Raw genomic sequence first — 15,008 nt, forward strand, 5'->3', positions numbered from 1 at the left:
GAAAAATGACTGATTACCTGCTGCTGTTTGTCGGAACTGTGCTGGTCAACAACTTTGTACTGGTTAAGTTTCTGGGCCTCTGTCCGTTCATGGGCGTTTCCAAAAAACTGGAAACCGCAATGGGTATGGGCCTGGCCACGACGTTTGTCATGACGCTGGCCTCTATTTGCGCATGGTTGATTGATACCTGGATCCTCATTCCGCTCAATCTCATCTATCTGCGCACGCTGGCTTTTATTCTGGTCATCGCCGTCGTCGTGCAATTTACCGAGATGGTGGTCCGTAAAACCAGCCCTGCGCTTTACCGCCTGCTGGGGATCTTCTTACCGCTGATCACCACAAACTGTGCGGTGTTGGGGGTGGCGTTGCTGAATATTAACCTCGGCCATAACTTCTTACAGTCGGCGCTCTACGGTTTTTCTGCCGCCGTCGGCTTCTCACTGGTAATGGTACTGTTTGCCGCCATTCGTGAACGCCTCGCTGTGGCAGACGTCCCTGCTCCGTTTCGCGGTAATGCGATTGCGCTGATTACCGCCGGTTTAATGTCATTGGCCTTTATGGGCTTTAGTGGTTTGGTGAAGTTGTAATGAATGCTATCTGGATTGCCGTTGCCGCAGTGAGTCTGCTGGGTCTGGCGTTCGGCGCTATTTTGGGTTACGCCTCGCGACGCTTTGCCGTTGAGGATGACCCGGTCGTGGAGAAAATTGATGAAATTCTCCCGCAAAGCCAGTGTGGACAGTGCGGTTATCCAGGCTGTCATCCCTATGCTGAAGCGATCGGCTCGCAGGGTGAAAAAATCAATCGTTGCGCGCCCGGTGGTGAAGCCGTGATGTTAAAAATCGCTGCCCTGTTGAACGTCGACCCGCAGCCGATTGATGGTGATGAACAAGATGTTACGCCCGTGCGAATGCTGGCGGTCATTGATGAAAATAATTGTATTGGTTGCACAAAGTGCATTCAGGCCTGTCCGGTCGATGCCATTGTGGGTGCGACCCGCGCCATGCACACAGTGATGAGCGATCTCTGCACCGGCTGCAACCTGTGCGTTGACCCATGTCCAACGCAATGTATCGAATTACGCCCGGTGGCTGAGACGCCCGATAGCTGGAAATGGGATTTAAACACTATCCCTGTGCGCATCATTCCTGTGGAACAACATGTTTAAGTTATTCTCTGCATTCAGAAAAAACAAAATCTGGGATTTTGATGGCGGCATTCATCCACCAGAAATGAAGACCCAGTCAAACGGTACGCCGCTGCGGCAGGTTCCGCTGGCGCCGCGCTTCGTTATTCCCCTGAAACAACATATTGGCGCGGAAGGTGAACTGTGTGTCAACGTGGGCGACACCGTCCTGCGTGGCCAGGCGTTAACCATCGGGCGTGGCAAAATGCTGCCGGTACATGCGCCAACGTCAGGCACTATTGTTGCTATTGCGCCACACTCCACCGCACACCCTTCGGCATTAGCCGAGCTAAGCGTCATCATTGATGCCGATGGCGAAGACCGCTGGATTGAGCGTGATGGCTGGGCCGATTACCGTTCCCGTAGTCGGGAAGAGCTTATTGCACGTATTCATCAGTACGGCGTCGCCGGTCTGGGCGGCGCAGGTTTCCCAACCGGGGTTAAGCTACAGGGCGGCGGCGATAAAATTGAAACGCTGATCATCAACGCCGCAGAATGCGAGCCGTACATTACGGCGGATGACCGTCTGATGCAGGACTGCGCGGCTCAGGTCGTCGAAGGTATCCGCATCCTCGCGCACATTCTTCAGCCGCGTGAGATCCTGCTGGGGATAGAAGATAACAAACCGCAGGCAATTTCCATGCTGCGTGCGGTGCTGGCCGATTCCCACGATATCAGCTTACGCGTGATCCCAACCAAGTACCCGTCCGGCGGTGCCAAGCAGTTAACGCAAATTCTGACCGGTAAGCAGGTACCTCATGGCGGACGCTCCTCAGATATTGGCGTGCTGATGCAAAACGTCGGGACCGCCTACGCGATTAAACGTGCGGTCATTGACGGAGAACCTATTACCGAGCGTGTTGTGACGCTTACAGGCGAAGCCGTCAGCCGTCCGGGCAACGTCTGGGCGCGTTTAGGTACGCCGGTTCGTCATCTACTCAGCGACGCGGGTTTCTGCCCTTCCGCCGACCAGATGGTGATTATGGGCGGGCCGCTGATGGGGTTTACGCTGCCATGGCTGGATGTACCGGTGGTGAAGATCACCAACTGCCTTCTGGCCCCCTCTGCCAGTGAAATGGGTGAAACGCCGGAGGAGAAAGGCTGCATTCGCTGTAGCGCCTGCGCCGATGCCTGCCCGGCCGATCTTCTGCCGCAGCAACTCTACTGGTTCAGTAAAGGGCAGCAGCACGATAAAGCCACAACTCACAATATTGCAGACTGCATCGAATGCGGCGCTTGCGCATGGGTATGCCCAAGCAATATTCCGCTGGTGCAGTATTTCCGCCAGGAAAAGGCCGAGATTTATGCTATTAGCCAGGAAGAAAAACGCGCCGCGGAAGCCAAAGCACGTTTTGAAGCCCGACAGGCGCGACTTGAGCGTGAAAAAGCCGCACGTCTTGAACGCCACAAAAGCGCTGCCGTACAACCTGCGGCTAAAGATCATGATGCCATCGCCGCCGCGTTGGCTCGCGTAAAAGAGAAACAGGCTCAGGCAATGCAACCGGTTGTTATTCAGGCTGGCGAAAAACCTGACAATAGCGCAGTGATTGCCGCTCGCGAGGCGCGTAAAGCACAGGCTCGTGCGGCCCGGACGGAAAACTCACACAAAACCGAAGACAGCAGCGCGGGTACCGACCCGCGTAAAGCGGTAGTCGAAGCGGCTATCGCCCGCGCCAAGGCCCGTAAACTTGAGCAGCAGTCGGTGACTGAAACCGCTGAACCGGTGGATCCGCGCAAAGCCGCCGTCGAAGCGGCAATCGCCCGCGCCAAAGCCCGTAAGCTTGAGCAGCAGCCGGTGACTGAAACCGCTGAACCGGTGGATCCGCGCAAAGCCGCCGTCGAAGCGGCAATCGCCCGCGCCAAAGCCCGTAAGCTTGAGCAGCAGCCGGTGACTGAAAGCGCTGAACCGGTGGATCCGCGTAAAGCCGCCGTCGCGGCCGCTATCGCACGCGCCCAGGCTAAAAAAGCCGCACAGCAGCAGGTTGTAAACGAGGAATAAATGGTATTCAGAATAGCAAGCTCCCCTTATACCCATAACCAACGTCAGACATCACGCATCATGATGTTGGTGTTACTTGCTGCATTGCCGGGAATCGTCGCGCAGCTATGGTTCTTTGGCTGGGGGACGTTGTTGCAGATCGTTCTGGCCGCCATTAGCGCTATCGGCGCCGAAGCGGCTGTACTTAAACTGCGGAAACAACCCATTGCGCCGATTTTAAAAGATAACTCCGCGCTCCTTACGGGGTTGCTGCTGGCCGTGAGTATTCCTCCGCTGGCCCCCTGGTGGATGGTGGTATTAGGTACGGTATTTGCCGTTATCATTGCAAAACAGCTGTATGGCGGCCTCGGGCAAAACCCGTTCAATCCCGCCATGATTGGCTACGTCGTACTGCTTATCTCATTCCCGGTGCAGATGACAAGCTGGCTGCCGCCGCAGGAAATTGCAGCCACGGTACCCGGATTCTTTGACGCTCTGAACGTAATCTTTACCGGACATACCGCGGGCGGCAGCGATATGAACGCGCTCCGTATGGGAATCGACGGCATCAGCCAGGCTACGCCCCTTGATACCTTCAAAACTTCTCTGCATGCGGGACGAACGGTTGAACAGGTAATGCAGTACCCGATTTACAGCGGCATGCTCGCGGGCGCCGGATGGCAGTGGGTTAACCTTGCCTGGTTGGCTGGCGGCATTGTGCTGTTATGGCAAAAAGCGATTCGCTGGCATATCCCGGTTAGTTTCCTGCTGTCGCTCGCTGTTTGCGCTACTTTAGGCTGGATTTTCTCGCCAGAGTCGCTGGCATCGCCTCAGTTACATCTACTTTCTGGCGCGACGATGCTCGGCGCTTTCTTTATTCTTACCGATCCCGTTACGGCATCGACCACCAACCGTGGTCGCCTGATTTTTGGCGCGCTTGCGGGTTTGTTAGTGTGGTTAATCCGCAGTTTTGGTGGCTATCCTGATGGCGTGGCCTTTGCCGTGTTGCTGGCAAATATTACGGTTCCCCTGATTGATTATTACACCCGCCCTCGCGTGTACGGACATCGCTAAGGACAACATATGCTGAAAACGATTCGTAAACACGGTATTACTCTGGCGCTATTTGCCGCTGGATCTACGGGGTTAACCGCGGCAATCAATCAATTAACCAAATCCACTATCGATGAACAAGCGGCGTTGCAGCAAAAAGTATTGTTTGATCAGGTTCTGCCTGGCGATCGCTACAATAACGCGTTGTCTGAGAGTTGCTATCTGGTGAACGCGCAGGCGTTAGGTAAAGGGACTCACCGTGTGTATATCGCGCGCCAGGACGATCGACCTGTTGCGGCAATTCTCGAAGCCACTGCCCCAGATGGTTATTCCGGCGCTATTCAGCTGTTGGTTGGTGTGGATTTCACAGGTACCGTATTGGGCACACGCGTGACTGAACACCATGAAACGCCGGGGCTGGGCGATAAAATTGAGCTGCGTCTGTCCGACTGGATCACCCACTTTAGCGGCAAAACGATCGGCGCGGGTAACGATGCCCACTGGGCGGTGAAGAAAGATGGCGGCGACTTCGACCAGTTTACTGGCGCAACCATTACGCCGCGTGCGGTAGTTAATGCGGTGAAACGCGCCGGTTTGTATGCGCAGACGTTGCCAGCGCAACTCCCTCAACTTAGCGCCTGTGGAGAATAAACCATGAGCGAAATTAAAGATGTCATTGTCCAGGGGTTATGGAAAAATAACTCCGCGCTTGTGCAGTTACTTGGTATGTGCCCGCTGCTGGCGGTAACGTCTACCGCCACCAATGCGTTAGGTCTGGGACTGGCGACTACGCTCGTCCTGACGCTGACGAACCTGACCATTTCAGCCCTGCGTCGCTGGACACCGTCTGAAATTCGTATTCCGATTTATGTCATGATCATCGCTTCCGTCGTGAGTGCGGTACAGATGCTGATTAATGCTTACGCTTTTGGCCTGTATCAGTCTCTGGGGATCTTTATTCCGCTGATTGTGACCAACTGTATTGTTGTTGGTCGTGCTGAAGCCTTCGCAGCTAAAAAAGGCCCGGCATTATCCGCCCTTGATGGGTTCTCCATCGGTATGGGCGCAACTGGGGCTATGTTTGTTCTGGGCTCGCTGCGTGAAATAATTGGTAACGGCACGCTATTTGATGGCGCAGACGGTCTGTTAGGCAGTTGGGCTAAAGTACTACGCGTAGAGATCTTCCATACCGATACGCCGTTTCTGCTGGCCATGCTGCCACCGGGCGCTTTCATTGGTCTGGGTCTGATGCTGGCGGTGAAATATCTGATCGATGAGAAAATGAAGAAACGTCGTGCCGAAGCGGCTGTTGCAGACAGTCCGGTTGGTGAAACAGGGAATGTGTAATGAACAAAGCAAAACGGCTGGAAATACTGACACGCCTGCGTGATAACAATCCGCATCCGACCACTGAGCTGAATTTTACATCGCCGTTCGAACTGCTGATTTCGGTCTTGCTCTCCGCGCAGGCCACCGATGTCAGCGTCAATAAAGCCACGGCTAAGCTGTACCCTGTCGCCAATACCCCTGCCGCTATGCTGGAGCTCGGCGTAGACGGGGTTAAGTCCTACATCAAGACAATCGGGTTGTTCAACAGCAAAGCGGAGAACGTGATTAAGACCTGCCGCATTCTGCTGGAAAAACATAATGGCGAAGTGCCAGAAGACCGGGCCGCATTAGAGGCCCTGCCCGGAGTTGGGCGAAAAACAGCCAATGTGGTGTTAAATACCGCCTTCGGTTGGCCTACCATTGCGGTAGATACCCATATTTTTCGCGTCTGTAATCGCACGCAATTTGCGCCAGGCAAAAACGTCGAGCAGGTAGAGGAAAAATTACTGAAAGTCGTACCGAGTGAATTTAAAGTCGATTGCCATCACTGGTTAATCCTTCATGGCCGCTACACCTGTATTGCCAGAAAACCGCGCTGCGGTTCTTGCATCATCGAAGATCTCTGCGAATTCAAAGAGAAAGTTGATATATGATACTGATGGGGCGTTCCCTTTGCCCCTTTGACACATAACGATTAGTTATGCACTCCCTAAACAATCTTTTCCCGTCGATGATGCCATTCAACTGCGCATATCTAACGCATTATTCTTGCGTATAAACACCAGAGCAGGTTAATCGTTTTTTTAGTAATAGAAATTTCTATCTATACGTGATGCAGATCACTCAGACAACACAATGTTAAATAATTTTTATTTTTTAGTTAAAGCGACAATCAGATGACCTTACTGAACAGTTTCTAAACAAAACATTACACTGGCTATTTTTCAGATAATGGCCTATATCACTGGATTCAACTGCAAATAGCAGAACATATCGCCGCATTGCGGTTTTTGGGTGACTTAAACAGTGTAAAAATCTGCGATTTTTCAAATGAAGAAATTTAACGCTAGATAACATTTCTCTGTACCGATGATTTCACCACCCAGGATATATGTAACAGATTATTACAAACCACTTGTCTGAATGGTCAAGATAGTGAACATTACTTGCCGTTTCCCCTCCCACTATAACAATCGGACGGATGAACTTGATTCATCACGTACCTGAACACCCCCGTTGATATGGGATGTAAAAAAAGAGGTAAAAGTGTCTACTGCAAACAATAAACCAACAGAAAGCGTTAGTTTAAACGCCTTCAAACAACCGAAAGCGTTCTATCTCATTTTCTCGATAGAGCTGTGGGAACGTTTTGGTTATTACGGCCTGCAAGGGATTATGGCCGTCTACCTGGTTAAGCAACTGGGTATGTCAGAAGCGGATTCCATCACCCTTTTCTCGTCCTTTAGCGCCCTGGTATATGGTCTGGTTGCCATCGGCGGCTGGTTAGGTGATAAAGTTCTGGGAACAAAACGTGTCATTATGCTGGGCGCCATTGTTCTGGCCATCGGTTATGCGCTGGTTGCATGGTCCGGTCACGATGCCGGTATTGTTTATATGGGCATGGCGGCCATCGCGGTCGGTAACGGCCTGTTTAAAGCCAACCCATCCTCCCTGCTCTCTACCTGCTATGCAAAAGATGACCCGCGTCTTGATGGTGCATTTACCATGTACTACATGTCCGTCAACATCGGTTCATTCTTCTCTATGCTGGCAACGCCATGGTTAGCTGCGCGTTACGGCTGGAGCACCGCGTTCGCGCTGAGCGTCGTAGGTATGCTGATCACCGTGGTTAACTTCGCATTCTGTCAGCGCTGGGTTAAACAGTACGGTTCTAAACCTGACTTTGAGCCGATCAACTTCCGTAACCTGCTGCTGACCATCGCTGGCGTTGTGGTTCTGATTGCGATTGCGACCTGGCTGCTGCACAACCAGGAAATCGCCCGTATGGTTCTGGGTGTGATTGCCATTGGTATCGTATTTATCTTCGGTAAAGAAGCCTTCACCATGCACGGTGCTGCGCGTCGTAAAATGATCGTCGCCTTCATTCTGATGCTGGAAGCGATTATCTTCTTCGTGCTGTACAGCCAGATGCCGACTTCACTGAACTTCTTCGCGATTCGTAACGTTGAACACTCTATTCTGGGTATTGCTTTTGAACCTGAGCAGTACCAGGCGCTGAACCCGTTCTGGATCATCATTGGTAGCCCAATCCTCGCCGCTATCTATAACAAGATGGGTGATACGCTGCCGATGCCGACCAAGTTCGCGATTGGTATGGTGCTGTGTTCCGGTGCGTTCCTGATCCTGCCGCTGGGTGCGAAATTCGCCACTGATGCGGGCATCGTTTCTGTTAACTGGCTGATCATCTGCTATGGCCTGCAAAGCATCGGTGAGCTGATGATTTCCGGTCTGGGTCTGGCCATGGTGGCGCAGTTGGTTCCGCAACGTCTGATGGGCTTCATCATGGGTAGCTGGTTCCTGACCACTGCCGGTGCAAACATCATCGGCGGTTACGTCGCCAACATGATGGCAGTTCCAGAAAACGTGACTGACCCGCTGATGTCTCTGGAAGTCTACGGTCGTGTGTTCCTGCAGATTGGTGTTGCAACGGCGGTTATCGCTGTTCTGATGCTGCTGACGGCGCCGAAACTGAATCGTATGACTCAGGACGATGACGTTAATGAGAAAGCCTCTAAGGCCGCGACAGCGTAATTCTCAGGGAAACTCATTTTCAGGCCGCTAACGGTTGTTAGCGGCTTTTTTTTTACCTGAGGTAGCACTACCATACGATAAACCTCAGCCAAAAGGAGTTACCGATGAAACTGTTCTACAAACCGGGCGCTTGTTCTCTCGCTTCCCACATCACGCTGCGTGAGAGCGGTAAAGATTTCACGCTGGATGGTGTCGATTTGATGAAGAAACGTCTGGAAAACGGCGATGATTTTTTCGCGGTAAACCCCAAAGGACAAGTTCCCGCGCTGCTGCTGGACGACGGTACATTACTAACCGAAGGCGTCGCCATCATGCAGTACCTGGCGGACACAGTGCCAGACCGCCACCTCCTCGCCCCTACCAGCAGCCTCTCCCGTTACAAAACCATCGAATGGCTTAATTACATTGCGACAGAACTGCATAAAGGTTTTACCCCGCTGTTCCGTCCCGATACGCCGGAAGACTTCAAGCCAACCGTTCGCGCGCAGCTGGAGAAAAAAATGCAGTACGTGAATGAATCGCTGAAAGATGAGCAATGGATCTGCGGCCCGCGCTTCAGCATTGCAGACGCTTATCTGTTCACCGTGCTGCGTTGGGCTTATACGGTTAAGCTGAATATGGCAGGATTAAGCAATATCGAGGCGTATATGGCGCGTATGGCTGAACGCCCGGCGGTTGCCGCAGCGCTTAAAGCAGAAGGGTTGAGCTAATCACTAATGTGCCGGATGGCGGCGCCAGGCGCTTTATCCGGCCTACTTACTTGGCTGGCCGACGGCCAAACGTACGCCCGATAAGCGTGAGCGCCATCGGGCATTGATTACAACTGCGTCGCGCTAAAGTAGTGTTCAGGCTTCGCGATACGATCCTGAGCGGCTACCACCTGCAGTTCATACTCATGCATTTCTTTGGTGGCGATCATCACTTCGTACACTGCCGCCGTCACATGCTCAAGCGCCTGCTGTAAAGACGCGCCCTGGAGCAGTTTCACCAGCAGCAAGCCGCTGGTAACGTCACCCACGCCAACCGGCTGACGCGCGCCAAAATCAACTAATGGGCGGCTGATATGCCACGCCTGTTGCGCAGTGACCAGCAGCATCTCGAAACGATCGGTGCTAATACCTGCGCGAGCCAGATGTTTCACCAGCACAATTTCTGGCCCCTGGGCGATCAGCTCACGGGCAGCCATCACAGCTTCAGTCACATTGTGAACCGCATGTTCGCACAGAATTTCAAGTTCAACCAGGTTCGGGGCAATAATGTCGCTGGCGGGAAGCGCATGACGCACATGAAATTCCGCCACGCCCGGCGCAACGATACACCCTTTCTCCGGATGCCCCATCACGGGGTCACAAAAGTATTTTGCCCGCGGATTGGCCGCTTTCACCTGGCGCACAATACCCAGAATATGCTCACCCTGCTCTGCCGAGCCAAGATAGCCGCTCAGTACTGCGTCACAGGTCTGGAGTTTATCGATATCGGCAATACCCTGCACGATTTCAGTCAGATGAGTCGGCGGCATAACGCAACCGGTCCATTTGCCGTACTGCGTGTGGTTAGAGAACTGCACGGTATTTAGCGGCCAGACATTTGCGCCAAGACGACGCATCGGAAATTCAGCCGCGCTGTTGCCCGCATGACCAAAAACAACGTGGGACTGGATGGCGAGGATATTTTTCATTTTACTTATCACAACCCTGAAAAAATAAAGGGGCGTAGTTTCCCACGCCCCTGCTAACTAAATCTTACTTCCAGCAAATCAGACAATAGTTCTTCTTGCCACGGCGCAATAAGGTGTAGCGCCCGAAGAGGATATCACTCTCCTGGAAGAAATATTCCGGATCGGATTGTTTCTCACCGTTGATGGTCACCGCGTTAGACGCAATGGTCTTACGCGCCTGGCCGCGAGACGGTTGCAGTTCGGAATCGACCAGCGCCTGCATCAGATCCGCACCTTTCTCCATCTCAATCATCGGCACGCCATCCTGCGCCAGCTGTTCGAAATCCGCTTCGCTCAAATCGCTCAGGTTGCCGTTGAACAAGCTTTCGGTAATGCGTTTTGCCGCAACCAGACCTTCTTCACCGTGAACCAGACGTGTGACCTGCTCAGCCAGAACATACTGGGCGCGCGGTGCTTTACCACTGTTCTTATCTTCTTCTTCCAGCGCATTGATCTCTTCAATGTCCATGAACGTGAAGAATTTCAGGAAGCGATAAACGTCCGCATCGGCGGTGTTGATCCAGAACTGGTAGAATTTGTACGGACTGGTTTTCTTCGGATCCAGCCACACTGCGCCGCCTTCGGTCTTACCGAATTTGGTGCCGTCCGCTTTGGTGATCAGCGGAACGGTCAAACCAAATACCTGATTCTGGTGCAGACGGCGGGTCAGGTCGATACCTGAGGTAATGTTACCCCACTGGTCAGAACCACCAATCTGCAGCGTCACGCCGTGCAGTTTATTCAGGCAGGCAAAGTCATAGCCCTGCAGCAGATTGTAAGAAAACTCGGTAAAGGAGATCCCCTGATCGTCACGGTTCAGACGTTGCTTAACCGCTTCTTTGTTGATCATCTGGTTAACAGAGAAGTGTTTGCCGATATCACGCAGGAAAGTCAGTACATTCATACCGCCAAACCAGTCGTAGTTGTTCGCAGCAATCGCCGAGTTGTCGCCACAGTCGAAATCGAGGAACGGTGCAACCTGCTTACGGATTTTATCCACCCACTCCTGCACGGTGTCTTCGGTATTCAGTTTACGCTCGGCGGCTTTAAAGCTCGGGTCACCAATCAAACCGGTCGCGCCACCTACCAGTGCAACAGGCTTATGACCTGCCTGCTGGAAGCGTTTCAGGCATAACAATGGAACCAGATGCCCCAAATGCAAGCTGTCAGCGGTAGGATCGAAGCCGCAATAGAGCGCGATCGGGCCTTGCGCCAGTCGCTCTGCTAACGCTTCCTCGTCCGTCACCTGGGCCACCAGCCCCCGCTCTTGCAATTGTTTAATCAAGTTACTGCTTGCCATCAAAATCTCCATGTATAAAACGACTGCACCTTTGCCGGTACACGACTTTTCGCCTGATGCGAAAGAAACATAGAATAAAGCGCCGGATTGATCAGCACCAGCGCTTAAAACAAGAATTTTGCATCTTTAGGGGGCCAGACGATCAATTTTCCACGCGTTATCTTCACGTTGGTATAAAAAACGATCGTGCAGACGATTTTCGCCGCCCTGCCAAAACTCCATTTGTTCAATACTTACGCGAAAGCCGCCCCAGAAACTGGGCAGCGGAACTTCCCCTTGCTGAAACTTCTGCTTCAGCTCAAGGAATTTGCTTTCAAGAATGCCGCGAGCGGAGATCCGGCTGGACTGTTTAGATACCCAGGCGCCAATCTGGCTGTCGCGTGGGCGACTGTGGAAGTACTTCACCACCTCAAGCGTGGAAAGGCGCTCAGCCTTGCCAATCACCATCACCTGCCGTTCCAGGGTATGCCATGGGAACAACAAACTAATACGGGGGTTCTTCTCGATTTGATGCGCCTTGCGGCTACCGAGGTTGGTATAGAAAACCAGCCCTTTGTCATCATAATGTTTGAGCAACACGATGCGCTGATACGGCTGACCGTTTTCATCAACGGTCGCAACAACCATAGCAGTAGGATCTGCCAGTTTGGCATCGCAGGCTTGCCCCAGCCAACGCTCAAACAGCGCAAGGGGCTCGGCGGGAAGATCGTGGCGGCGAAGACCGCCTTTCGTGTATTCACGGCGCAGATGCGCGATTTGCTGCAATTCGTCGTTATCAGACATGATGTTGGGCTACGGATTGTCAGTGGGTGACGCTATTGTGCGCCGCCCAGGTGAAAATCTCAACGCTTCGGGTTCTGTAACTGACAGTTATTTAGCACAATTCTGTCTCGTTTATAGACCGTTGCCTCGTCGCCTTTAGACCAGAAGACGTAGATACCATCCGTATAGCGCGCCCCCGATGCCGACATGCCCTGTTTGAGGTTCAATAGCTGATTATCATAAACAAAGTTCACTTCCTGGCGCGTATTGTTCAGCTTCACGGTAAGCGGTTTTTCGTCACAGCGGTATTCAAGCGTGTCGGTTTGCATACGCTCAACAAATTGGTTGTACACGCTGCACCCGCTAAGCAGTACCGGCAGACATACTAACAACAGTTTTTTCATAGCCCTATCCTGAAGACTTTCCTGGTCCCGGAGGGTAATGGCACCCTCCCTAATATCCCTAGTTTACCGGTATGCCGCGCTGAATAATTTCAGTTAACTCTGAGTTCGCGGATTGGCAGGATAAATCGCCCCTAACACGCTCGGCTCTGACGCCCCGGTCACAGAAGGTAAATTTCCCGGTAATCCAGCCAGCGTTCGCCACGCCAGCCAGGCAAAGGCTAACGCTTCCATATCGTCGCCGCTGATCCCGGCTTCATCGGTAGAAGTGACTTCGGTACCTGGCAATAACGCCGCCAGACGCATCATCAGCAGGGGATTACGGCTTCCACCGCCACATACCATGAGGCGATCGCAACCGCCGCTTAACAAGACCTGCTCTGAAATGGTGACGGCCGTCAGCTCGGCAAGCGTTGCCTGTACATCGCGTGGGCTGATTCCCGGGAACTGCGCCAGATGACGCTCTATCCAGCCGTAATTGAAATACTCACGACCAGTGCTTTTGGGCGCGGGCGTGGAAAAATAAGGGTCGTTAAGCATATTTTGCAGCAACGGCAGGACTACCGTTCCTGAAATGGCCCACTGCGCATCTTTGTCGTAGGGTTGACCGCATTGCCGCCAGATCCAGGCATCCATCAGCATATTGCCCGGCCCGGTGTCGTATCCACGAACGGGTTGTTGCGGAATAAGCAGAGACAAATTGGCAATTCCGCCGATGTTCAGCACCATCCGCCGTTCCGTAGGATGAGCCAACAGTGCCTGATGAAACGCAGGAACAAGTGGCGCGCCCTGCCCACCGAGCGCGATGTCACGTCGACGAAAATCGCCGACGACGGTTATCCCGGTACGCGCGACAATCTGGTTGTTATCACCAATTTGCAGCGTGTGCGGCGCGGCGCCGTTCGGTTCATGCCACACGGTTTGTCCGTGGCAGCCAATCGCCACGATATCCTGCGGTTTCAATTTTTCCTTCGCCAGTAGCGCATTTACCGCCTCAGCAAAAAGATAACCCAGTTGCGCGTCCAGTTGGCCAAACTGAGAAAGCGTAAGCTGCTGCCCCTGGCAGATATCCAGAATCGCCTGTTTTACATGACCAGGGATAGGCCAGGTCAGACTCGCCTGCTGTGCAACCATCGTTTCATCTATTGTCGCCAGCACAACATCGACGCCATCAAGGCTGGTTCCAGACATAACACCGATAAAACGGCCCGATTTCATACGTCATCCTTTTAAGCAAATTAGCCTTGACACTCAACCATAAAGTGCAGACTAATGCCATGCTTCCTGAATGATTTTTGAGAGGAAATCATGCCAACGGTCGCTTAATTACATCAATTATATGAATGATTCGTTTATACTCGGTTGATCCGATTTCGGTTAAGATTTTCATATTGTGCCAGTGGAACATGTGACCTCAGGCTCACAAATGCCATATAATTTAACCATGATGGGGCTTTATTAGCGTTTCGTGGTGACAAAGGAGATTTGTAAATGATTAAACGTGTGCTGATTGTTTCATTAATGGGCGTATCTTTAGCGGGCTGCGTGAACAATGATAGCCTTTCAGGCGACGTATATACCGCATCCGAAGCGAAACAAGTTCAGAACGTTACCTACGGTACGATTGTTCATGTTCGTCCGGTGCAAATCCAGGGTGGCGATGACGCAAACGTAATTGGTGCTATCGGTGGTGCGGTGCTTGGCGGGTTCCTGGGTAACACCGTCGGCGGCGGTACGGGTCGTTCATTAGCGACGGCTGCAGGCGCAGTTGCCGGTGGCGTTGCGGGCCAGGGCGTGCAAGGCGCGATGAATAAAACTCAGGGTGTCGAACTGGAAATCCGTAAGGATGATGGTAATACCATCATGGTGGTTCAGAAACAGGGCGCGACCAAATTCTCTGCGGGTCAGCGTGTTGTTATGGCGAACAACGGCAGCCAGGTTACCGTGTCTCCACGTTAATCGAATTTACGTGTGGTCAGGCTCTGGCCACACGTCATCTCTCGTCTCAGCCCTGAGACTGCAGTTCAATAATATTGTGTTCCAGTCTGGCGACCAGTTTTATCAGCAGATCAATTTCCTCAGCTGAAATCCCTTCCAGAATCTCTCCACGTGTCTTGTTGATAACCGCTTCCATATCTGCGATCAGTGGTTCGGCTTTCTCGGTCAGTTTAATTCTCTTTGCCCGACGATCGCTGGCGCAAGTCTGTCGTGAAATGAGTCCCTTTTCTTCCAACTGGTCAAGCGTACGTACCAGCGAAGGCTGTTCGATGCCAATCGCTTTAGCCAACTGGATCTGCGATTGATCCGGTGGCAACTGATGAATGTTGTGCAGCGTAACCCAATGCGTCTGCGTCAACTCCAGAGGTTTCAGGCGATGGTCAATCAGAGCACGCCAAATGCGCACCAACCGTGCCAGATCAGAACCTAATGGCGATTCCAATTTCATCTCCTTATAATTAGCTTGCTAAGTTATTGTACTGATTTTAGAATAGTGTGCAGCATTTGTATTCTCA

16 protein-coding genes are annotated in these 15,008 nt (G+C 52.5%); 10 read left to right on the plus strand and 6 right to left on the minus strand.

Annotation, left to right across the window (positions count from 1 at the left end; genetic code table 11):
- Positions 1-5: 5 nt before the first annotated feature.
- The 9 genes from rsxA to gstA all read left to right on the plus strand — a co-directional run bounded on the left by rsxA (position 6) and on the right by gstA (position 9,025).
- Positions 6-587 carry an electron transport complex subunit RsxA gene (rsxA, locus tag AC534G_RS13795; RefSeq protein WP_003029144.1) on the plus strand — a complete coding sequence of 194 codons (582 nt, stop codon included), beginning with the start codon at positions 6-8 and terminating at the stop codon, positions 585-587.
- Positions 587-1,165, plus strand: coding sequence for an electron transport complex subunit RsxB (rsxB, locus tag AC534G_RS13800; protein ID WP_032943340.1), 579 nt, complete (start codon positions 587-589; stop codon positions 1,163-1,165). Before rsxA ends, rsxB begins: the two co-directional genes overlap by 1 nt.
- Positions 1,158-3,182, plus strand: coding sequence for an electron transport complex subunit RsxC (gene rsxC / locus AC534G_RS13805; RefSeq protein WP_110498111.1), 2,025 nt, complete (start codon positions 1,158-1,160; stop codon positions 3,180-3,182). Before rsxB ends, rsxC begins: the two co-directional genes overlap by 8 nt.
- Positions 3,183-4,235, plus strand: coding sequence for an electron transport complex subunit RsxD (gene rsxD / locus AC534G_RS13810; protein WP_110498113.1), 1,053 nt, complete (start codon positions 3,183-3,185; stop codon positions 4,233-4,235).
- A gap of 9 nt (positions 4,236-4,244) precedes the next feature.
- Entirely contained in the window at positions 4,245-4,865 is a 621-nt protein-coding gene (rsxG, locus tag AC534G_RS13815) for an electron transport complex subunit RsxG (protein WP_038640412.1), read from the plus strand.
- A gap of 3 nt (positions 4,866-4,868) precedes the next feature.
- Positions 4,869-5,561 carry an electron transport complex subunit E gene (locus AC534G_RS13820; RefSeq protein WP_038640410.1) on the plus strand — a complete coding sequence of 231 codons (693 nt, stop codon included), beginning with the start codon at positions 4,869-4,871 and terminating at the stop codon, positions 5,559-5,561.
- Positions 5,561-6,196 (plus strand): endonuclease III, encoded by a 636-nt coding sequence (gene nth, locus AC534G_RS13825; RefSeq protein ID WP_038640407.1) that lies wholly within the window; start codon positions 5,561-5,563, stop codon positions 6,194-6,196. Before AC534G_RS13820 ends, nth begins: the two co-directional genes overlap by 1 nt.
- A 613-nt stretch (positions 6,197-6,809) precedes the next feature.
- Positions 6,810-8,315, plus strand: coding sequence for a dipeptide/tripeptide permease DtpA (dtpA, locus tag AC534G_RS13830; RefSeq protein ID WP_038640405.1), 1,506 nt, complete (start codon positions 6,810-6,812; stop codon positions 8,313-8,315).
- Between the two features lie 104 nt (positions 8,316-8,419).
- Positions 8,420-9,025: a glutathione transferase GstA gene (gene gstA / locus AC534G_RS13835; RefSeq protein WP_110498117.1), complete on the plus strand. Its 606-nt coding sequence runs from the start codon at positions 8,420-8,422 to the stop codon at positions 9,023-9,025.
- A gap of 107 nt (positions 9,026-9,132) precedes the next feature.
- Here the strand turns inward: gstA and pdxY are convergent, their stop codons facing one another.
- From pdxY to anmK, 5 genes are all read right to left on the minus strand, one after another.
- Positions 9,133-9,993, minus strand: a complete 861-nt coding sequence (pdxY, locus tag AC534G_RS13840) for a pyridoxal kinase PdxY (protein WP_061381401.1) — start codon at positions 9,991-9,993, stop codon at positions 9,133-9,135.
- 64 nt (positions 9,994-10,057) lie between these two features.
- Positions 10,058-11,332, minus strand: coding sequence for a tyrosine--tRNA ligase (tyrS, locus tag AC534G_RS13845; RefSeq protein ID WP_038640399.1), 1,275 nt, complete (start codon positions 11,330-11,332; stop codon positions 10,058-10,060).
- Between the two features lie 126 nt (positions 11,333-11,458).
- Positions 11,459-12,115 carry a pyridoxamine 5'-phosphate oxidase gene (gene pdxH / locus AC534G_RS13850; RefSeq protein ID WP_038640396.1) on the minus strand — a complete coding sequence of 219 codons (657 nt, stop codon included), beginning with the start codon at positions 12,113-12,115 and terminating at the stop codon, positions 11,459-11,461.
- A gap of 59 nt (positions 12,116-12,174) precedes the next feature.
- Positions 12,175-12,498, minus strand: coding sequence for a C-type lysozyme inhibitor (gene mliC, locus AC534G_RS13855; protein ID WP_038640393.1), 324 nt, complete (start codon positions 12,496-12,498; stop codon positions 12,175-12,177).
- Between the two features lie 93 nt (positions 12,499-12,591).
- Positions 12,592-13,713, minus strand: a complete 1,122-nt coding sequence (gene anmK, locus AC534G_RS13860; RefSeq protein ID WP_069324196.1) for an anhydro-N-acetylmuramic acid kinase — start codon at positions 13,711-13,713, stop codon at positions 12,592-12,594.
- A gap of 273 nt (positions 13,714-13,986) precedes the next feature.
- Here anmK and slyB point away from each other — a divergent pair, with 273 nt between their 5' ends.
- Complete coding sequence (gene slyB / locus AC534G_RS13865; RefSeq protein WP_003029175.1) at positions 13,987-14,454, plus strand: outer membrane lipoprotein SlyB; 468 nt, start codon at positions 13,987-13,989, stop codon at positions 14,452-14,454.
- Positions 14,455-14,500: 46 nt separating this feature from the next.
- On the opposite strand, the gene slyA is transcribed toward slyB, so the two are convergent.
- On the minus strand, positions 14,501-14,941 hold the full coding sequence (gene slyA / locus AC534G_RS13870; RefSeq protein WP_019076732.1) for a transcriptional regulator SlyA: 441 nt from the start codon (positions 14,939-14,941) through the stop codon (positions 14,501-14,503).
- Positions 14,942-15,008: the final 67 nt, after the last annotated feature.

The organism is Citrobacter sp. CRE-46, from assembly GCF_059615875.1.